General features: G+C 35.9%; 21 protein-coding genes and 1 riboswitch. Of the genes, 14 read left to right on the plus strand and 7 right to left on the minus strand.

The features are described 5' to 3' along the window. Window positions 1-153 precede the first annotated feature (153 nt). Complete coding sequence (locus tag AC1DTM_RS05000) at window positions 154-1,209, plus strand: GGDEF domain-containing protein (RefSeq protein WP_367959340.1); 1,056 nt, start codon at window positions 154-156, stop codon at window positions 1,207-1,209. Between the two features lie 110 nt (window positions 1,210-1,319). On the opposite strand, the gene pdxK is transcribed toward AC1DTM_RS05000, so the two are convergent. Continuing rightward, window positions 1,320-2,144 (minus strand): pyridoxine/pyridoxal/pyridoxamine kinase, encoded by an 825-nt coding sequence (gene pdxK, locus AC1DTM_RS05005; RefSeq protein WP_002113152.1) that lies wholly within the window; start codon window positions 2,142-2,144, stop codon window positions 1,320-1,322. A gap of 134 nt (window positions 2,145-2,278) precedes the next feature. Between pdxK and AC1DTM_RS05010 the strand changes: the two genes are divergently transcribed. From AC1DTM_RS05010 to AC1DTM_RS05020, 3 genes are all read left to right on the plus strand, one after another. Beyond that, on the plus strand, window positions 2,279-3,850 hold the full coding sequence (locus AC1DTM_RS05010) for a GAF domain-containing sensor histidine kinase (RefSeq protein WP_016106760.1): 1,572 nt from the start codon (window positions 2,279-2,281) through the stop codon (window positions 3,848-3,850). Between the two features lie 20 nt (window positions 3,851-3,870). Continuing rightward, window positions 3,871-4,518: a response regulator gene (locus tag AC1DTM_RS05015; protein WP_002198722.1), complete on the plus strand. Its 648-nt coding sequence runs from the start codon at window positions 3,871-3,873 to the stop codon at window positions 4,516-4,518. A gap of 193 nt (window positions 4,519-4,711) precedes the next feature. Beyond that, entirely contained in the window at window positions 4,712-5,338 is a 627-nt protein-coding gene (locus AC1DTM_RS05020; RefSeq protein ID WP_000246731.1) for an FMN-dependent NADH-azoreductase, read from the plus strand. A gap of 62 nt (window positions 5,339-5,400) precedes the next feature. On the opposite strand, the gene AC1DTM_RS05025 is transcribed toward AC1DTM_RS05020, so the two are convergent. Next, window positions 5,401-6,072, minus strand: a complete 672-nt coding sequence (locus AC1DTM_RS05025) for a transcriptional regulator YeiL (RefSeq protein WP_002113146.1) — start codon at window positions 6,070-6,072, stop codon at window positions 5,401-5,403. A 107-nt stretch (window positions 6,073-6,179) separates the two neighbouring features. Between AC1DTM_RS05025 and AC1DTM_RS05030 the strand changes: the two genes are divergently transcribed. Beyond that, entirely contained in the window at window positions 6,180-6,875 is a 696-nt protein-coding gene (locus AC1DTM_RS05030; RefSeq protein ID WP_002113145.1) for a YjjG family noncanonical pyrimidine nucleotidase, read from the plus strand. 43 nt (window positions 6,876-6,918) lie between these two features. On the opposite strand, the gene AC1DTM_RS05035 is transcribed toward AC1DTM_RS05030, so the two are convergent. Continuing rightward, a complete protein-coding gene (locus AC1DTM_RS05035) occupies window positions 6,919-8,148 on the minus strand; it encodes a chloride channel protein (RefSeq protein WP_088099745.1) in 1,230 nt (409 codons plus the stop codon). Between the two features lie 319 nt (window positions 8,149-8,467). Continuing rightward, a riboswitch (SAM riboswitch) is annotated at window positions 8,468-8,572 on the plus strand. A 92-nt stretch (window positions 8,573-8,664) separates the two neighbouring features. On the opposite strand from AC1DTM_RS05035, the gene AC1DTM_RS05040 reads away from it, so the two are divergent. The 3 genes from AC1DTM_RS05040 to AC1DTM_RS05050 all read left to right on the plus strand — a co-directional run bounded on the left by AC1DTM_RS05040 (window position 8,665) and on the right by AC1DTM_RS05050 (window position 12,289). Next, a complete protein-coding gene (locus tag AC1DTM_RS05040) occupies window positions 8,665-9,963 on the plus strand; it encodes a bifunctional O-acetylhomoserine aminocarboxypropyltransferase/cysteine synthase (RefSeq protein WP_477000062.1) in 1,299 nt (432 codons plus the stop codon). After that, entirely contained in the window at window positions 9,947-10,852 is a 906-nt protein-coding gene (gene metA / locus AC1DTM_RS05045; protein ID WP_199715471.1) for a homoserine O-acetyltransferase MetA, read from the plus strand. The genes AC1DTM_RS05040 and metA overlap by 17 nt, the downstream gene beginning before the upstream one ends. Before the next feature lie 141 nt (window positions 10,853-10,993). Beyond that, on the plus strand, window positions 10,994-12,289 hold the full coding sequence (locus AC1DTM_RS05050; RefSeq protein WP_002113141.1) for a homoserine dehydrogenase: 1,296 nt from the start codon (window positions 10,994-10,996) through the stop codon (window positions 12,287-12,289). Window positions 12,290-12,318: 29 nt separating this feature from the next. On the opposite strand, the gene AC1DTM_RS05055 is transcribed toward AC1DTM_RS05050, so the two are convergent. Next, window positions 12,319-12,945, minus strand: a complete 627-nt coding sequence (locus AC1DTM_RS05055; protein WP_016106757.1) for a YczE/YyaS/YitT family protein — start codon at window positions 12,943-12,945, stop codon at window positions 12,319-12,321. 98 nt (window positions 12,946-13,043) lie between these two features. Between AC1DTM_RS05055 and AC1DTM_RS05060 the strand changes: the two genes are divergently transcribed. The 5 genes from AC1DTM_RS05060 to AC1DTM_RS05080 are packed head-to-tail and all read left to right on the plus strand — an operon-like array spanning window position 13,044 to window position 17,509. Beyond that, window positions 13,044-14,021 carry a LacI family DNA-binding transcriptional regulator gene (locus AC1DTM_RS05060; protein ID WP_016106756.1) on the plus strand — a complete coding sequence of 326 codons (978 nt, stop codon included), beginning with the start codon at window positions 13,044-13,046 and terminating at the stop codon, window positions 14,019-14,021. Between the two features lie 10 nt (window positions 14,022-14,031). Then, window positions 14,032-14,913: an SGNH/GDSL hydrolase family protein gene (locus AC1DTM_RS05065; RefSeq protein ID WP_002159725.1), complete on the plus strand. Its 882-nt coding sequence runs from the start codon at window positions 14,032-14,034 to the stop codon at window positions 14,911-14,913. After that, window positions 14,910-15,827, plus strand: coding sequence for an ABC transporter ATP-binding protein (locus AC1DTM_RS05070; protein WP_002198728.1), 918 nt, complete (start codon window positions 14,910-14,912; stop codon window positions 15,825-15,827). Before AC1DTM_RS05065 ends, AC1DTM_RS05070 begins: the two co-directional genes overlap by 4 nt. Next, entirely contained in the window at window positions 15,820-16,812 is a 993-nt protein-coding gene (locus tag AC1DTM_RS05075; RefSeq protein WP_002113133.1) for an ABC transporter permease, read from the plus strand. Before AC1DTM_RS05070 ends, AC1DTM_RS05075 begins: the two co-directional genes overlap by 8 nt. Before the next feature lie 19 nt (window positions 16,813-16,831). Then, window positions 16,832-17,509: a uracil-DNA glycosylase gene (locus AC1DTM_RS05080; RefSeq protein ID WP_016106753.1), complete on the plus strand. Its 678-nt coding sequence runs from the start codon at window positions 16,832-16,834 to the stop codon at window positions 17,507-17,509. Between the two features lie 43 nt (window positions 17,510-17,552). On the opposite strand, the gene AC1DTM_RS05085 is transcribed toward AC1DTM_RS05080, so the two are convergent. The 3 genes from AC1DTM_RS05085 to AC1DTM_RS05095 form a co-directional block, all read right to left on the minus strand. Continuing rightward, on the minus strand, window positions 17,553-17,843 hold the full coding sequence (locus AC1DTM_RS05085; RefSeq protein ID WP_002198731.1) for a DUF3817 domain-containing protein: 291 nt from the start codon (window positions 17,841-17,843) through the stop codon (window positions 17,553-17,555). Window positions 17,844-18,052: 209 nt separating this feature from the next. After that, on the minus strand, window positions 18,053-18,874 hold the full coding sequence (locus AC1DTM_RS05090) for a Cof-type HAD-IIB family hydrolase (RefSeq protein WP_477000063.1): 822 nt from the start codon (window positions 18,872-18,874) through the stop codon (window positions 18,053-18,055). A 359-nt stretch (window positions 18,875-19,233) separates the two neighbouring features. Next, window positions 19,234-20,517 (minus strand): purine/pyrimidine permease, encoded by a 1,284-nt coding sequence (locus tag AC1DTM_RS05095; protein ID WP_016106751.1) that lies wholly within the window; start codon window positions 20,515-20,517, stop codon window positions 19,234-19,236. 95 nt (window positions 20,518-20,612) lie between these two features. Between AC1DTM_RS05095 and AC1DTM_RS05100 the strand changes: the two genes are divergently transcribed. Next, a partial coding sequence (locus tag AC1DTM_RS05100; protein ID WP_477000064.1) for a potassium channel family protein occupies window positions 20,613-20,865 on the plus strand: 253 nt, incomplete at its 3' end.

Raw genomic sequence — 20,865 nt, forward strand, 5'->3', positions numbered from 1 at the left:
GGAGGGGACGAAATTTCGTCTCCTTTTTTATTTTGCTTTTTGCTGTTCCACGTGGAACAATAAAATAAAAAAGTTTGGGAATTATAGGTATTTCGTAATACAATAACATATAGAAAGGGATACATGGAAAAGAAAAAGTAGGGAGATTATTTTATGTTCAGAGATCTATTTGTAAATATGACAATCATTCTTTCCTTTATCTTTGTAGGTGCTCAGCTTTTAAGAGATAAGCCGTTAAAAGAAGGGTTCTCTTTTTGGCAGAAATGTTTGATCGGCATTTTAACTGGAATATTAAGTATATTATTGATGCATTTTGGTGTACATATTGAAAATATTATGTTGGATTTACGTTATTTAGCAGTTATTTTGGCAGTTATAATTGGTGGCCCAATAGCTAGTAGTATAACAGTTATGATCATTTTAATAACGCGGGTATTTTTTACTGAGTATTCTTTAGCCTCTGAATTGGCTTGCTATACTATCGTGGCAATAGGGATTGGCAGTACCCTCATTTGGCGGATGAAGATTTCTATATTTACAAAATGGATATGGTTTAATGTGTACAGTTTGTCTATTTTAATACTACCACTTTATATTTTATTTAAGGATATATATGTAGTGGTTTTATATTTAGTTTGTTGTATTGTAGCGGCATACATCACATTTGTAAGTGCAAGTTACGTATTGCAATCCAATGAATTATTTCAAACGATGAAGCATTATGCAACGATAGATGCATTAACGAATCTAGGAAATGTAAGGCAGTTTGATTTCGAGATGAATCGTCATATTGGTAGCAAGCATATGAAAAATGATTCACTTTGTTTATTACTTATCGATATTGATCACTTTAAGTATGTAAATGATACGTACGGTCATCCTGCTGGAGATGAAGTGTTAAAACAACTAGGGCGTATTTTGTTAGAGAATGCACCATTCCCAAATTTAGTCTTTCGAAAGGGTGGCGAAGAGTTTGCTCTGTTGTTACCAAAAAAGAGAGTAGCATTTGGAACTCGTATAGGGGAACAAATTCGACTAGCTGTTGAAAAGCATTCATTCCAACTGCAAAATAGGGAAAAAATTAAAATTACAGTTTCTGTCGGAATTTCAGAGTATAAAAAATCACCTGATCAATTTATTCAATCAGCGGATGATGCGTTATATTATTCAAAAAGAAATGGTAGAAACAAGGTTAGTTCAGCATCATAGGAATTCGGGGAGTACTTTAAAACATTTCTGCAAATAGATTAAAACCCACAGAACAATAAATGTCTGTGGGTTTTAATTTATTTTTAAATTTATTAATAAAAAGCTTTATGTTAGACAAGTTCTTTCGGTGCAACGAATTTGCGATATGCACCGTGATGTGTTGGTCCTACGTATTCGTTAATCTTAAATGAATGACGAATTGCAGCTGTGATGAATTCTTTCGCGGTTTTTACTGCTTCTTTCACAGTTTTTCCTTTTGCAAGTTCTGCTGTAATTGCAGCAGAATATGTACAACCTGCACCGTGTGTATTTGTCGTATCGATCTTTTCTGATTCTAGAAGATCGAATGTTTCGCCGTCATATAACACATCAATAGCAGTTTCTGTGCCTAGTTTGCTACCACCTTTAATCAGTACGTATTTAGCACCTAAAGCGTGGATTTTTTTTGCAGCTTCTTTCATGTCCTCAAGAGAATTAATTTTCACACCACTTAATTGATATGCTTCAAATAGGTTTGGCGTTACAACCAATGCTTTTGGGACAAGAACATCACGTAAGCAATCATTCGTTTCAGGATGTAATGCTTCGTCAGCTCCTTTACATACCATAACAGGATCAACTACTACATTTTCGAAATTATGCTTTTCAATTGTTTCTGCAACCATTTCGATAATTTCTACTGATCCAAGCATACCTGTTTTTAAAGCGTCTACGCCAACGCCTTCAATTGTTGTTTCTAATTGTGGTTTTAATGTAGAAGCCGCAATTGGGAATACGTTATGTGCCCAACCGTTATGTGGGTCCATTGTTACGATTGTTGTAAGAGATGTCATTCCATATACGCCAAGTTCTTGGAATGTTTTTAAATCTGCTTGTATACCAGCACCGCCACTTGTGTCAGAACCAGCGATTGTAAGTGCCTTATTTAATGTCATTATGAAAGCCCCCTCAAGTGATATAATGAAAACTATGTTTTCACTATTATATCAATGTTACGAATAAGTACAAAGTGAAAAGTAGATGATTTACTTGAGAAGCGATTTAAAATCTTGTATGTAGGAGACTTGATATGTTTCGAGATAATCGTACAAATGAATTAGTTATATTAAAAGAAATTGCAGAAACGCTAAATACATCAAATGATACCTACCATGTATTGCAAGCGGTCCTAGAAAAATTACTAAGTGTAACAGGTTTAACGACAGGATGGATTTTTCTTGCGGATGAAAATGGGAGGTATACAAAGTTAATTGATTATCAGTTACCAGAGGCACTTACATATGAAAATAAACGCCCAATGTGTGAAGGTGAGTGTTGGTGTTTACGTGGTTTTGTAGATGGGAAGTTAGAGCGCGCGGTTAATATTATTGAATGTAAAAGAATTAATAATGCAATTGAATATAATTGGGGAGATACGGAAGGAATTCTTCATCATGCTACGGTTCCTTTAAAGGCCGGAGGGGAAAAAATCGGGGTATTAAATGTTGCAAGCCCAGGTAAAACACATTTTTCAGAAGAAGAATTGGTTTTGCTCCAATCCGTTGCTTTTCAAATCGGGACGGCTTTAAAGCGAACCAAATTATATGAAAATGAAAAACGAAGAGCACATTATTATGTGAAATTGGAACGTTTTATTCAAGCGTTAAAAACGATTCATAAGTTTAATGTATTACCTGAGAAAGTGGTAAATCACGTGGGTGAAGTATTTCAATGGAATCAAGTGGCGTTTTTTATTAGAGAAGAAACAGAATTATCTTTGCGAGCGTCTTATGGTCAGGAAGAGTTACAGGACGATGTGAAAGAAGCAGCAAAGAAGGCATTAGAAAAAGATGAGCCTGTTTTATTAAAACGTCAAATTGGTCATATTGTACATCCAAATAGGGCCGTTATCGCTACGCCAATACATATTCAAAGTCATATGTTTGGTGTCTTGTGTGTTAGTTCAAATAATGGAGAGTTTGATGTTAATACAATAGATGTAATGCAAGCTCTATCGAATCATATTTCGTTAATAATAGAGAATTTAAGATTAAATGTGCAACGCCGTGAACTTGTACGGATGGAAGAAAGAAATCGGTTAGCAAGAGATTTACATGACTCAGTTTCACAAAAATTATTTTCATTAACTTTTATGACAAAGGGTGCTGAAGCTGTTTTAAAAGGCCAAAATGAAAAGGTAGATAGTTCTTTGTATGAGATGCGTGAACTAGCGCAAGGTGCTTTGAAAGAAATGAGGACCTTGATTTGGCAGCTTCGTCCGGCAGGATTAGAGAAGGGGTTATTACCAGCTCTAAAGCAATATGGCGAAAGTTTGGGATTGAAAATTCGGGAACAGGTTACTGGTGTTCGTGATTTGCCACGCGTAGTAGAGGAAGCGCTATGGCGAATTGGACAAGAATCTTTAAATAACGTAAGTAAGCATGCGAATGTACGAGAAGCGACGATTTATTTCAAGGTGACGGAGAAAAATGTATCATTAGAAATAATCGATCAAGGAAACGGCTTTGAAGAAAAGGATATAAAAGAGAAGAAATCGCTTGGTATGACTATGATGCGTGAAAGAGTAGAATTAGTTGGTGGAACAATTAAAATTGTAAGTGATAAGAAAAGAACAAGTGTAAAAGTAAATGTACCATTATGATGTGAAAATGAGGGAAGTTTGTGAAAATAAAAGTATTGTTAGTTGATGATCACACAGTTGTTTTAAAAGGATTGGCATTCTTTCTGAGTACACAGGAAGATTTAGAGTTAGTTGGAGAAGCAAATAATGGGAAAGAAGCATTAGTGAAAGTAGGAGAAACAAATCCTGATGTTGTATTAATGGATTTATACATGCCCGAAATGGATGGCGTTGAGGCGACGGCATGTATCAAAAAAGAATATCCGAATGTGAAAGTAATTGTATTAACTAGTTTTTCTGATCAGGCACATGTTTTACCAGCATTAAAGGCGGGAGCAAGCGGGTATATTCTAAAAGATGTAGAACCAGATCAACTTGTTGAAGCGATTCGCAGTGCGTACAAAGGGAATATACAACTACATCCAGATATAGCAAACGCGCTTCTTTCCCAAACATTACCAGAGGAAGAGAAAGAAGAGGAACACTTCATTCATGTAGACGTATTAACAGCTAGGGAAAATGAAGTGTTACAACTGTTAGCAAAAGGGATGAGCAATAAAGAAATTGCTTCTGTTTTAGTTATTACAGAAAAAACGGTAAAAGCTCATATGAGTAGTATTTTGAGTAAGTTACATCTATCCGATCGCACACAAGCAGCATTATATGCAGTGAAAAATGGAATTGTATAAGACGAAAGTCGTAAGACCTAGTCCGCCTTTAGAAGGTGGACTTTTTTTATGGAAAAATACGTCTATGTGAGGACGAAATTGTCTTGATATAAAGATAAAATATATTTGTAAGCAACAACAATTACAAGGGAGTACCCTTTTTTCGTAAGTAATATATAACAACATAAGAGTGAGTAGTAGGAGGAAAAGAATCATGGCAACAGTTTTATTTGTAAAAGCAAACAACCGCCCAGCGGAACAAGCAGTTAGTGTGAAATTATACGAGGCATTTTTAGCAAACTATAAAGAAGCACATCCAAATGATACAGTAGTAGAACTTGATTTATATAAAGAAGAATTACCATATGTAGGCGTAGATATGATTAATGGTACATTCAAAGCAAGTAGAGGATTTGATTTAACAGAAGAAGAAGCAAAAGTGGTAGCAGTAGCTGATAAGTATTTAAATCAATTCTTAGAAGCTGATAAAGTAGTTTTCGGTTTCCCATTATGGAACTTAACGATTCCGGCCGTATTACACACGTATATTGATTACTTAAACCGCGCTGGTAAAACGTTTAAATATACACCAGAAGGTCCAGTTGGGCTTATTGGAGATAAGAAGATTGCTTTATTAAATGCACGCGGCGGCGTATATTCTGAAGGTCCAGCAGCTGAAGTAGAAATGGCTGTTAAATACGTAGCAAGCATGATGGGCTTCTTCGGCGCAACAAACATGGAAACAGTAGTTATCGAAGGACATAACCAATTCCCAGATAAAGCAGAAGAAATCATTACAGCAGGTCTTGAAGAAGCGGCTAAAGTAGCAAGTAAATTTTAATTAAAAACATAATCGTCACTCGAAAAAACAGCATTAACATTTACATGTTAATGCTGTTTTTTTTATATTTTAAGTTCGTCAGCCAGTTTCTCTAATTGAATTCGATTTTGTATGTAATAGGTTCTTCCTTCTTTTTTTAAGTAGTTTTGCTGGCAAAACTGGTTTAATACATATAAAAGATGGCGATAGCTGACGTTTAAGTATTCTGAGGCCTCAGTATGTTTTTCTGTATAGCAATTATTTTGTTCCGTTAATAGAATAAACGCAGCTAATCGATTTTCAAACGGATAACTATAGTTTTTGGCGTAATTTTCCGTTCGGGTAATTGTTTTTTCTCCAATAAATCTGCATAGTTTCTGTAGAAAGGTAGCATCTTGCAATAAAAGATGCTGACAATCTTTAAGGGGAAGCGCTAAGCAAATACAATCTTCAATTACCTCAACCGCTTTCGTAACGGATTCTACACCAATTAATCCTAATTCCCCAATGAACGAAGGTGCTTGAATAAAGTTAATTAATGAAACCTTTCCGTTTTTGTGACTCATATATATTTTGGCTTTCCCAGAAATTAAGTAATAGAGATAAGGGAGGTCGATTCCYTCATTACAGATCATCTCTTTCTTTTGAAAAGAATGCAGCTCTACATATGGTAAGACATTAAAGGAAAAAAGAGTATGAAATTGGTGAATTTGCATGTGTTGATAAATTTCTTTCTCATTTTTGCTGATTTTCATATTTTCACCCCTGTTTGTAGTATGAGATATCTCCTATTATTTTTACAAGGAAGAATGATACGATTTATGTAAATTTGTTTTTGTAGAAAAGAGGGTGTGAGGGGTTTATGAAAAAATATAAAACATTGCTATTTGATGTAGATGATACGTTACTAGATTTTCAAAAGGCTGAGAAAATCGCTTTACGGATGCTTTTTGAAGAGAAGGGGCTTCTTTTAACCGATGAAATAGAGGATCGTTATAAAAAAATAAATAAAAGCCTTTGGGATTCTTTTGAAAAAGGTGAAATAGCGCGAAATGAAATTATAAATACACGATTTTCCATTTTGTTTAAAGAGTACGGGGAAGAAGTAGATGGAATATTATTCGAAAATAATTATCGCAGCTACTTAGAAGAAGGAAACCAACTCATGCAAGGTGCGTTTGAATTTATAAATCAAATTCAAAGTAAGTACGATTTATATATAGTGACAAACGGTATTTCTAAAACGCAAGATAAACGTTTGCGTAATGCAGGATTACATTCATTGTTTAAAGATATTTTTGTTTCTGAAGACACGGGATTCCAAAAGCCGATGAGAGAGTATTTTGATTATGTTTTTGAACGTATTCCTAACTTCGCTTCTGAAGAAGGGCTTATTATTGGTGATTCGTTAAGCGCCGATATTAAAGGTGGATATGTAGCAGGAATTGATACTTGTTGGTTTAATCCAGAAAAGAAATCAAATGATAGCGAGATTATGCCAACATATGAAGTGCATAATTTTGAAGAATTATACGCACTATTAAAGCAGCATGTGTAACAAAAATAGGCAGTGGAACTTTTATCCCCACTGCCTATTTTTATTAATTTGTAGTTTCGTTATGTTTAGGAAGCGGAAATGCATTGCCAATTGCCGCAGCCCCGAGCATCGGTAATAATAAATTGAGCGGGAAAAACATGAGTAATAGTAATGTTATAGCTATTGGTTTTCTTAATGCATAGCTTGAAATAGCTGTCGTGACGATGGCTACGGAAGATATTGGATCTATAGGCAGAATAGAAGCTATAGCGTATCCAATACTTGATCCAGCAAATATAATGGGGAAAATATGTCCGCCGCGCCAACCCGTATTTAAACAAACGGCAGTAATACATAATTTTAAAACCCCTGAAAGAAGTAGTACCCAGAAGGATAAATGGCTCCATTCAACGACTAAATCTTTTAATTGATGTTCCCCTGAAAATAACGTATACGGGAGGAAAGTTCCAGTAACCCCGAGTAAAATACCGCCGATAATTCCAAGTGATACTTTGTATTCCCTGAAGGGGTGGATTAATTTCTCTAATGCGAATTCTAATTTGAAATAAAAGAAACCAACTATAGCACCAATGCTAGCAAGTGGTAGAAAGGCGATCCATTCATTAAGAGCAAGAGACCCTTCCCCGAAATCAACAATAAAGGATCCACGATTATCGAGTTTACTAAGTAATAAGTAAACGGAAAAACCGGCAAAAGTGGTAGCTAAATATACAATTGCTTTTTTTCCTTTCGAAAATTCATTAATTTGTTCACCCTCATTTTCATTCGGAGCTAAGTAACCGAATAATGGTGCATTAAAAATGACACTTAAAGTAGCACCAATTCCAACCTCTGTTAGTTCATTCATTCCCTTTAAAGCAAATTTAAAGCGATCTCCTACCCATGTACAAAGTCCACCGATAATTCCAACAAGTGCAGCTTCTGGTCCTAAGCTAGCTCCAAATATTAAAACGATAAGCGCAGTTAAAGTAGCTTTATGTACAAAACTGTATTCAATTCTACCTGTTTTTTTATATTCAGCCATCACTTCCGGCATAAGACGTGGATATGTACCGAAGTATTTTTGTGTTAAACCAACGAGGATACCACCGATGATTGTTACACAAATGGTGTAATAAGGAGGAGAAGAGAAAATAGTAGGTAAGTATCCCCAAATAAAGTGAATTCCGATATTTATTGTAACTAAAAATAACCAGACTGTAGCTCCTACTATAGCGCCTAAAAGAATGCCATATAGGACGAGTATATAGTGCATGTCCTTTTTATTTGTCATGTTGTACCTCCGTTATGTAAGTTTTAATGTAGAAAGGATTAAATATGCTAGTGTGAAATGAATTGAATATATATAGTATCTTTTTGAGGGGTTGGCTTATTCAATATATTAGGGTCTCATAAAAATTTGAAACCAACGCGGTTAAACCACTTATTTAATTCTATATAGTGATCGGAGTTTTTAAAAGGTCTTTTTCAAATGAATATGGAATATATTTCTTTTGTTGTTTAAATTAAATTACTTATATTTAATTTAGAACATTCAGAAAAACCATTTGACATTAGGAAATTATTGCTATAAAATCAACGGTAATTGCATAGTCTTATCAAGAAAAGGTGGAGGGACAGGCCCGATGAAACCTTGGCAACAGCCGTATAACGGAATTGTGCCAAATCCTGCAGGTAATAATCCTGAGAGATAAGAAAGAGCCTTAGAGCGTGTCTTCAAACTGCTCCTTTCTTGTTTTCAGGAAAGGAGCAGTTTTTTATTTTGCATTAAAAGAAAGGAGAATGAGAGATGGGAGAATCATGGGGGAAAGGAACGATTTGTGTGCAAGGTGGCTATACGCCAAAAAATGGTGAGCCGCGTGTTTTACCACTTTATCAAAGTACAACGTATAAATACGATACGTCAGATGATTTAGCAGCACTATTTAATTTAGAGGCAGAAGGATATATATATACGCGTATTGGAAATCCTACTCTAGCTGCATTTGAGCAGAAGTTATCAGATTTAGAAGGCGGTGTAGGGGCTGTTGCAACAGCTTCTGGGCAGGCAGCTATTATGCTTGCGGTTTTAAATATTTGCAGTAGTGGAGACCATTTACTTTGTTCTTCAACTGTTTACGGAGGAACGTTTAATTTATTTGGAGTGAGTTTGCGCAAGCTTGGCATTGATGTTACGTTCTTTAATCCTAATTTAACAGCAGATGAAATTGCGGCACTTGCTAATGATAAGACAAAACTTGTTTATGCAGAATCGTTAGGAAATCCAGCAATGAACGTTTTGAATTTCAAAGAACTTTCAGCGGCAGCAAAAGAATTAGAAGTACCTTTTATCGTTGATAATACATTAGCGACGCCTTATTTATGCCAGGCGTTTGAACATGGGGCAAATATCATTGTCCATTCTACAACGAAATATATTGATGGCCATGCAAGCTCTCTAGGTGGCATTGTAATAGACGGGGGGAATTTCGATTGGACAAATGGAAAATACCCTGAGCTTGTCGAACCTGATCCGAGTTATCACGGTGTAAGCTATGTTCAAAATTTTGGAGCAGCAGCGTATATTGTGAAAACACGCGTTCAGTTATTAAGAGACTACGGAAACTGTATGAGCCCATTCAATGCATATATTAGCAACATTGGCCTGGAAACATTGCATTTACGAATGGAGCGTCATAGTGAAAATGCTCTCGAAGTTGCTAAGTGGCTTGCTAATCATGATCGCATTGAATGGGTGAATTATCCAGGGTTAGATAGTAATGAAAATTACTCGTTAGCACAAAAGTATTTGAAAAAAGGAGCTAGTGGAGTTTTAACATTTGGTATTAAGGGTGGATTAGAAGCAGCAAAAGAATTTATCGCAAATGTAAAACTCGCAACTCTTGTAACGCATGTAGCTGATGCAAGAACTTGTGTAATACATCCCGCTAGTACGACGCACAGACAATTAAGCGCAGAAAATCAGCGTTTAGCTGGCGTTATATCTGATTTAATCCGTTTATCGGTCGGTATAGAAGATGTTTCTGATATTATTGCAGATTTAGAAGCAGCGCTAGTCGGAGGCAAACAACATGCCGATCATAATTGATAAAGATTTACCAGCTCGCAAAGTATTGCAGAAGGAAAATATTTTTGTAATGACGAAGGAGCGAGCAGTAACACAAGATATACGTGCTTTGAAAATTGCTATATTAAATTTAATGCCTACAAAGCAAGAAACAGAGGCGCAATTACTTCGTTTAATTGGAAATACACCGTTGCAATTAGATGTTCATTTACTTCATATGGAATCGCATCTGTCTCGCAATGTAGCACAGGACCATTTAACGAGCTTCTATAAAACATTCCGTGATATTGAGAATGAAAAATTTGATGGACTCATTATTACAGGAGCACCAGTTGAAACTCTTTCTTTTGAAGAAGTAGATTATTGGGAAGAGCTTGGACGTATTATGGAGTATTCAAAAACAAATGTAACATCTACGCTTCATATTTGCTGGGGGGCACAAGCTGGTTTGTATTATCACTATGGTGTGCCGAAGTATCCTCTTGCGGAAAAAATGTTTGGTGTATTTGAACATGAGGTTCGCGAGCAACATGTGAAATTGTTACAAGGGTTTGATGAAGTGTTTTTTGCTCCGCATTCTCGTCATACAGAAGTACGAGAGAGTGATATTGAAAAAGTGAAAGAATTAACGTTATTAGCCAATTCTGAAGAAGCGGGTGTTCATCTTGTTATTGGGCAAGAGGGAAGGCAAGTTTTCGCACTCGGACACAGTGAATATAGTTGTGATACGTTAAAGGAAGAATACGAACGGGACTGCCAAAAAGGGTTAAATATTGATGTGCCAAAAAATTATTTTAAACATAATAATCCAGATGAGAAGTCACTTGTTAGGTGGAGGAGTCATGGGAATTTATTATTCTCTAATTGGCTGAATTATTACGTGTATCAAGAAACCCCTTATATATTGTAAATAATGATTGTGTAACACGTGGTAGCGTTTTATTTGTAAAGATTAAGCCTTATTTTTCCGAATGTTCAAAATACATTGTTTTTCAGATTTTTTGTCTATATAATGGCATCTAAACACAATTTTTGAGGGGTGGACAGTATTATGAAAGAAATTCAAGTGGGCTTATTAGGTCTTGGGACAGTTGGTAGTGGTGTAGTTCGTATTATTACAGATCATCAAGAACGACTTATACATCAAGTCGGTTGTCCAGTGAAAGTAACGAAAGTGTTGGTGCAAAATATTGAGAAAGAGAGAGAGGTAGAGGTACCTTCTACTCTATTAACACAAGATGTGAATGAAATTTTAGATAATCCTAATATTGATGTTGTCATCGAAGTAATGGGCGGCATTGATGATGCGAAAGCATATATTTTACAAGCTTTAAAAGGCGGGAAGCACGTTGTGACTGCAAATAAAGATTTAATGGCGTTACACGGAGCGGAACTCTTAGCGGTAGCAAAAGATAACAAGGCTGATTTATTTTACGAAGCAAGTGTAGCTGGAGGGATTCCAATTTTACGAAGCATCGTAGAAGGACTTTCTTCAGATCTTATTACGAAAGTAATGGGAATTGTAAATGGAACGACAAATTTTATTTTGACGAAAATGTCAGACGAAGGGAGAGCATATAACGACGTGTTAAAAGAAGCTCAGCAGCTTGGATTTGCAGAAGCAGATCCAACATCAGACGTAGAAGGTTTAGATGCGGCAAGAAAAATGACGATTTTGGCTACTCTCGGTTTCTCTACAAATGTAGAGCTTGGAGATGTGAAGGTAAAAGGAATTACTTCTATTACAGCAGAAGATATTGAATATAGTAAGAGCTTAGGTTATACAATTAAATTAATTGGTCTTGCAAAGCGAGATGGCGAGAAATTAGAGGTTACAGTTGAGCCGACTTTACTTCCAAATGCACACCCTCTTGCGGCAGTGCAAAATGAATATAATGCTGTCTATGTGTATGGTGAAGCGGTAGGAGAAACGATGTTTTATGGTCCGGGAGCAGGAAGCTTACCGACAGCGACAGCTGTTGTTTCTGACCTAGTTGCTGTAATGCAAAATATTAGGCTAGGTGTAAACGGAAATAGTGCGGTATCCCCGCAGTATAAAAAGGTACTAAAAGAGTCAGATGAAATTATTGTGAAAAAGTTTTTAAGACTTCATGTGAAAGACGAAATTGGTGTATTTGCAAAAATTACATCATTGTTCTCTGAGCGCGGTGTTAGTTTTGAAAAGATTATTCAAATGCCACTTGAAGAGAAAGGGAAAGCAGAAATCGTAATTGTAACGCATCGTGCTTCTCTTGCGGATTATGAGTACATTCTACATACATTGCAATCGTATGAAGAAATAGATTGTGTGAAAGCAAACTATCGAATTGAAGGAGATGCTAAGTAGTATCTCTTCTAATAAAACGAAAAACCCTATTAAGCGGCTTGCTTAATAGGGTTTTTTCTATTTAAAATCTGCGTACCAAATTGAATAAAAGCTTGAATAATCCAACCTGTTGTAAAGGATAAGATAATTGTTCCAAAATAGATTGGCCCATCTAATAAGAAGCTTAATGTTAAAAATAAAAAAGCTAATGAAATTTCTGTTCTTCTAAATGTCCATTTCTTTTTCTCAGCAACAGTTAAAACGAAAGCCTCTTGAGGTGCCGCGCAAAGATTAGTAGAGACGTAAAGACCAATTCCGGCTCCGACGAATAGATTTCCGCAAATAAGTGTTATATATTTTGGAAGAGAGCGGATAGCGTCCATAATAGTCGTAATAGAACCAACCCAATCAACAAAAAGAGAAATAAGAATCATTGTGACAATTGTGCCGATTGTAATTTGTTTTTTGTCCCAAAAGAGTACGATCAGGGTAAAAACAAAGTTAATCATGAAAATCCAAAAACCAATACTTATCCCAAAATTTTGATATAGTGCAATAAAGAAGGAATCATAAGGGCTAAGTCCAAAGGAAGTAATTGTCGTCATCATATTAATGCCGATGGCGAGAATGAGTAAACCACCAATAAAAAATATATATTCTAATTTGAATCGAAGCATAGTTGTATATCCTTTCAAAATGTATTTGCTAAGAAAGGATATAATGTGGAAAGCTTACCAGGTCAAGCGAGAATTTTTGAGGGGAAGGGGAGAATAAGATGACGAATATAAGAAAGATTGCTGAACTTGCTGGGGTATCTGTTTCAACTGTTTCACGTGTACTCAATAATCATCCGTATGTGAATGAACAGAAACGAAAAGAGATTTTAGCGATTATAGAAGAATTAAATTATACGCAAAATGTGAATGCTATTCATTTAGTGAAAGGAAAAACGAATGTAATTGGCGTTTTATTGCCGCACGTAAATGATCAATATTACAGTGCCATTATTGGGGGGATATCAAAGGAAACCGCAAAGAACAATTATAATATGATGCTTTGCCAGACAAATTATAGCGAAGAAAAAGAGCTTGAAATTTTACATATGTTAAAAATGAAAAAGCTTGATGGAGTAATTATATGTTCAAGGACAAATAGTAAGGAAAAACTTGAAGAGTATACAAAGTTTGGTCCAATTGTGATGTGTGAGGAAATAGATTCGAATTTCATTTCAAGTGTACATATTGATTACTACAAAGTATTTTTGCGCGGGATGAAAAGCTTAATAGATGCTGGTCATACACGTATCGGATATTGCATTGGAAGAAGTAATAGCATTAATAGTCAAAGGCGAAAAAAGGCGTATGAGGATTCACTTCAACAGATTGTTGTAACACCGTTAGATGCCTGGAAGTTTAAAGGCTGTTTTACGGTGGAAGATGGGCGCAATGTAGTCAGAGAATGGGCTAGTATGTCTGTAAAACCGACGGCGTTTCTTGTATCTTGCAATCATATTGCTGCAGGAATGGTAACGGAGGCGAAAAAACAAGGAATTCGTATCCCAGAGGATATTACGATTATCGGATGTGATGATCAAGAAGTGGCAAATATATTAGGTATTACGACGATTTCGCATTCTAGTAAAAATGTTGGTGTAAAGGCATTTGAATTATTATATGAAAAGATTAATGATGAGGAAATAGATGTGAAGCATGTAGAGTTATTACCAGAATTGGTAGATAGGGAAACGACATAATAGAGAAGGTATGAAAATCGCTTTTCGAAAATTCGTTTGGTATAATTATGGACAATCTATAGGGGCTAAAAGGGGTTTTGATATGAGATCAAAATTAGTAAAAGTAATTCTACTCATTACAATTGCGTCTTTCTGTTTATTTGCATACGGTTTTGTTTCGGGTGTGAATGATGTATTAAATCCGAAAGCTTCAAAATTAATTACGAAGACTGACGTAGTGGCAAAAGAGAAAAAGAAAACGGGAACGTTACAAATAGTTAGTTTAGGTGATTCATTAACGCGCGGCGTTGGTGACAAAGAAGGAATTGGCTATATTGGACGAATGAAAGAGGATTTACAAAAAGATTATAAACAAAAAGTTGCACTAACCAATTTGGCAGTTAGTGGCGCAAAAATGCCGGATTTATTAAAACAACTAGAGGGTAGCGGAGCTCAATATTCAATTAAGCAAGCAGATGTAATTGTTTTAACAATTGGAGGAAATGATTTATTCCCAGGATGGGAATCGCTCGGAAAAATAGATTTAGAGACATATCGTCCTGATACGGAAACATTTCAAAATGAAGCAAAGAAAATTATAGAAGAAATTCGTAAATTAAATACAGATAGCCCTATTTTTTGGCTAGGTTTATACAATCCTTTTGAGGATGTAGAAGATTTAAGAGGTTCATCAAATATTGTTGTTGATTGGAATGCCTCTTTAGAGAAGTTAGCATTAAATGATAAAAATGTATATATTACACCGACATTTGATTTATTCCAAAATCGCGGAAAAGATTTACTATACTCCGATCATTTTCATCCGAATGAAGTCGGCTACACATATATGGCAGAGCGATTAGTCCAAAACGTCGTAAGTAAATTAAAACTAGAACAAGGAGGGATAAAATGACGATGATACTTTCCGTACGAGACGTGAAGAAGGTAATTGGAAAGAAGACACTTGTAGAAGACATTTCATTTGATGTAAAACAAGGAGAAGTGTTTGGCTTCTTAGGGCCGAACGGAGCCGGAAAAACGACAACAATTCGAATGTTAGTCGGACTGATTAAAGCGACAGAAGGTACTATTTCTATTGGTGGTTATTCTATTAAGGAAAATTTCAGAGAAGCGATGCGTCAAATTGGAAGTATCGTTGAAAACCCAGAGCTTTATACATATTTAACGGGATGGGAAAACTTAAAGCAATTTGCGCGCATGCTTGGTGATATATCAGATGAACGTATTATTGAAATTGCAAAAATGGTTCATTTAGATGAGCGTATTCACGATAAGGTAAAAACATATTCCCTTGGTATGAAGCAGCGCCTTGGAATTGCACAGGCGCTACTTGGAAATCCGAAATTGCTCATATTAGATGAACCGACGAATGGTTTAGATCCAGCTGGGATTAGAGAACTTAGGGAATTTATACATAAGCTTGTAAAAGAAGAAAATATGAGTGTATTTATTTCGAGTCACTTATTAAGTGAAGTGCAAATGATATGTGACCGTGTGGCTATTATTCATAAAGGAAAAATGATAACAGTTGCACCTATTGAAGAGTTGATCAAAACAGCGAGTGATCGTGTGGAATGGGTCGTTACACCGGTTTCCAAAGCGAAAGACATGTTAGATGCTGCTGAAGAGGTAGAGGAAGTTAGTATAGAAGATGAGCGTTTACTATGTCGTATGGATGTTGCGTCTATTAGTGTTTGGAATAAGCACTTTGTAGAAAACGAGATAGATGTACATAGCGTCAAAGAGCTTGTATTTACGCTAGAAGATTTATTTATTGAACTCACAAGGGGTGAGCAACATGCGTGAATTTGCGAATCTAGTTTTAAATGAATCAGAAAAGATTTATCGTAAGAAACGGATTGTTGTTGTCATGCTTATTTTAGCAATCTTGATTCCGCTTTTTGTGTATGCTCAGTATCGTGAAATAGAAACAACGCAAAAAAGGCTTGGTACGACCGATTGGAAAGTATCATTACAGCAACAAATTGTTGATTCCCAAAACCGCTTGAACAATTCTAGATTGCCAGAAGAATGGCGTGATTGGCTAAAAGTAAGAGTGGAACAGCAACAATATTATTTAGATCATAATATTAATCCGACTGCACCAGGGGCACCAACATTTGTGAGGGCGTTTATTGAACAAGGAATAACGTTATTTATTCCATTGCTCGTTATGATTGTCGCCATTGATATTGTTTCAGGAGAACGAAGCGATGGTACGATGAAAATGCTTCTGACGAGGCCTATTCGGCGCTGGAAAATACTCCTTAGTAAATATGTGACGATGCTATTTTTCATTTCGCTCATATTGCTTCTTGTCGGTTTATTTGCTTACGCATTATCAGGGATTGTATTTGGATACTCTGGATGGAACTTACCTGTTTTAACAGGATTCGTCATTGATAAGGAGACATTAAATACGAACTTTGTCCATCTTATTCCGCAGTGGCAATACATTTTAATGGCGTACGGATTAGCTTGGTTTGTTGCCATTGTGGTTGGAACTATATCATTTATGGTTTCTGTTTTAATTCGAAATACACCAGCTGGAATGGGCGTTATGTTAGCTGCGTTAATCGCAGGGGGCATTTTAAGTTCATTCGCAACGTCTTGGGAAGGTGCGAAATACATTTTTAGTGTCAACTTATCGTTAACGGATTATTTATCAGGAAAACTGCCTGCATTGCAAGGATTATCAATGGGATTTTCTTTAATGAATTTAACGGTTTGGGCAGTAGTATCTCTTATCATTTCATTTGTAGTATTTACAAGGCAGGATATGGTGAATTAATTGGATAGGAAGTGAAGGCATGGAAAACATTTTGCAGAATGATTGGGGACCATTACTGGGGTCAGAATTTGAGAAAGAATACTATCAAGCTTTAGCTAATTTTTTAAAAGAAGAGTATGAGGAGCATGTGATTTATCCAAAGAAAGAAGATATTTTTAACGCTCTTCAGTATACAAGTTATGAAAATACAAAGGTCGTTATTTTAGGACAAGACCCATATCATGGACCGAATCAAGCACATGGTTTAAGTTTTTCGGTACAACCTGGTATTAAAACGCCGCCATCTTTGTTAAATATGTATAAAGAACTGCGAGATGAATACGGTTATGAAATTCCGAATAACGGTTATTTAGTAAAATGGGCGGAGCAAGGGGTTTTACTATTAAATACTGTGTTAACGGTTCGTCAAGGTGAGGCGAATTCTCATAAAGGAAAAGGATGGGAGCATTTCACAGATCGCGTAATTGAGCTATTAAATGAACGTGAAAAGCCAGTTGTTTTCATATTATGGGGACGCCATGCTCAGGCGAAGAAAAATTTAATTACGAATACGAATCATCATATTATCGAGTCCGTACATCCAAGCCCATTATCAGCAAGACGTGGTTTCTTTGGAAGTAAGCCGTACTCTAAAGTAAATGAGATTTTATCTAACATGGATGAAAAAGAAATCGATTGGCAAATTTCGAATATATAAACGCAAAAAAGGTAGCTAACAATTGTTAACTACCTTTTTACTATTACTGTTCATTTTTTAGTTTTGCATCTAGTACAAACGTACCAAATGGGATAACTGATGCAACAAGTGCACCAAGTGCCCATAAAATTGTTTTACGGTGTACGATTGTTACTTGAATTACCGCAAAGATGAATAGTACGAATAAAACGCCATGAGCCATACCTGTAATTTTAACAGCTGTTGCAAACCCTGCAAAATATTTTAATGGCATTGCTACAAATAATAGTAATAGGAAAGAAATCCCCTCAATTAAGCCGATTGCTCTTAATCGTCCGATTGGTGTAGATAACATGAAATAGCCTCCTTTAACGTATGCTTGTATATAGTAAATTTGTATTCTTTTTCAAAATAAAATAGTCTATTTTGTTCCATTATATACAAAAAGAAAGTTTACACTACGAGAATAGTGCAAAGTTCAAAATATAGTCACAAAAGCATTATAATTTAAATAAAAACCTATTTGAAGTATTTGACTTCAAATAGGTTTTATGAATGAAAATATTAAACAAGCACTTCGCTTTTTAGTACGAATTTCTCTACAACTTTTGCAACGCCATCGTTCATATTTGTATCTGTTACATAGTTTGCAATTTCTTTAATATCATCTGGCGCATTACCCATTGCAACACCAAGACCTGCGAATTCAATCATCGCTTGGTCGTTATAGCTGTCGCCCATTGCGATAACTTCTTCGCGTTTAATACCAAGTTTTTGGATTAGTTGGTTTAGGCTTGTTCCTTTTGTAACACCATATTCAGTGAATTCTAAGAAGAATGGTTTTGAACGCATAACGCTTAATTGGCCTTCTAGTTGTTTTTGTAGTTTCTTTTCTACTTCAACAAGGCGTTCAGCTTCTTTGTTCATTAATACTTTTACTACAGGCTCTGTTACAGCGGCTTTAAAATCATCTACTACAACAATTGGCATACCAGTAATGTCGCCCTCAATTTCAGTATAAGGATTATTTTCTTCTGTTACGATATCATCGCCAATATAAGTATGAATCCATACATCTTCAGTTTTACTAATTTCAAATAGGCTGTGAACGATTTCAGGAGATAGCGTACTACTAAAGATTTCTTCATTTGTTTTACAGTTAATAATTTTTGMGCCGTTAAAAGATAGAATGAAGCTGCCGTATTCTTCTAAACGAAGCTCTTTTGCGACGTTGCGCATACCAAACGTTGGACGCCCAGAAGCAAGTACTACTTTAACTCCTTGCTCTTGTGCGGTCATTAAAGCCTCTTTCGTACGAGGTGAAATGGTATGGTCATCGCGTAATAAAGTATCATCTAAATCTAAAACAATCATTTTATAAGTCATATAGAAAATTCCTTTCTTTGTTGGAATAGAAATAAATTTTTATGAAGATAGTGGGGAATATATAGTAAGACATCGAACCTCTTTATGTGAAATTAGGAGAAGTTCTGCATTGTTAGTATAAATTATCATGAGCGTGTTGCCCATGACAATTTATCCCGCTATTTGCGGGAAGTAAGACTCCCACCTCAAAATTCAGCTGGAGCAAAGAAGTTAGGTGGGAGATCAACTGCCCGTAAACGCCCGATTGGTGTGGGCTAATAATCAGTGGGGGGTGAACAAAACCCCCACTGATTAAAGTTTCACTTTATCATTATCGTAACAACTCTAAAGATAGAGTGCAATAATGGAAGTTTTCCAATTTACGATAGTTGTTTTTCGTGCGAACGAGAAAATAGTATTTCCAACAAGATAGCCATTACAGATCCAAGAATGAGACCGTTACTTAAAAATGATGCTAAAAATGGCGGCAGCGTAGAAAATGCTCCAGCTGGAACGAACATAACTCCGATTCCCGTAAAGATTGAAAGACCTGCTACTTTAAATAATTGTTCTTTATTTTGTACAGTGTCATATTCACGAAAAGCGAGACCAATCATGCTTGCAAATACAGGGTAAATCGCAGCATACCCAACTGCAACGGGGATTGCTGCAAAGAATGAAGTAATCTTTGGGAATATACTAACAAGAATGATAAAGCTTGACCCTAACATAAATGGGAGGCGTTTATAAATATTTGTTGTTGCGATAAATCCTGCTGATCCAGAAATGGCAACAGGACCAATGGCTGAAAATAGACCGCCTAGTAATTGATTTATTCCTGTTATAATGCCAGCTTGTTTGAAGCGATCTGGAGCAGAATCTTCTTCATACTTTGAAACAACCTTTTGTACAACGCGAATACTTGCTAACATATTTGTTAGAAGTAATAGTGTGACAAAAACTACTGTAATTGCCATGTTCCATTCAATGCGGGGCATTCCGAAAACAAATAGAGATGGAAGACGAATTATATCTGTCACAGGTGTTACTGGATTAGATAATCCGAAGCACGCGAATAATATCCAGCCGCAGACGATACTGAAAAGAACGGAATATTGTCCAATAATAGGTAGCTTCATAATGAAAAAAGATAGTAAAATAACAATGAGTGAAAGAATAAATACCTTTGGCTGTACTTCTGTATGTTGTCCATCAAGGCCAAACATGCCTTTTAAGAAGGAGCCACTAAGTTGTGCGACAAGAAGGAATAAATACGTTCCAATTACTGTAGGTGTAAAGTAGCGAACTAGTTTATCGATAAGTCCAAAAACACTAAGAATAATACAAATAATTCCGCTTAGTAGGAAAGCGTACTGAAGGACCTTAAGTGTTTCATTGCTTGATCCAAATAATACGACGCCTAAACTTGCATACAGGGAGAAAATTCCCCACCAAAGGCCTGCGGGACCTTCTTGAATAGGAAGTTTATGACCGAATATAGCTTGCAGTAGGCCGGCAAAACCGAGAACAAATAATGTTCTTTGTACAAACGCGATAGCTTCAGCGCCGTCGAGGCCGTAACTAGTTGCGACACTAATTGGTACAATAAGACTTCCAGCTAAAATAAATAGTGCCCATTGTAAGGCAGAAAGAAATAGCTTCATTATATCAACCTCTTTCATAGATTCCGTTTCTAGTATATAGGTATTTCATTTCCTTTGGCAAAGATTGTAGATAGAGAAAAGAGTTGAAATATAATATGAATGCACGTAAGCAATTATGGATAGCAGTTATATGTATGACCTTTGTTGTAATTCTAGGGACGCTAGGATTTATGACAATTGAAGAAATTAGCTTGTTTCAAGCATTTTGGATGACGATGATTACTGTATTAACGGTTGGGTATGGTGATGTAGTGCCTGTAACACAGGCAGGGAAATTTTTTGCGCTCCTTATTATACCTGTTGGCGTCGGTATCGTTACATATGCAATGGGGGTAGTAGCAGCTATGA

This window comes from Bacillus sp. P4_D3 (assembly GCF_056401855.1).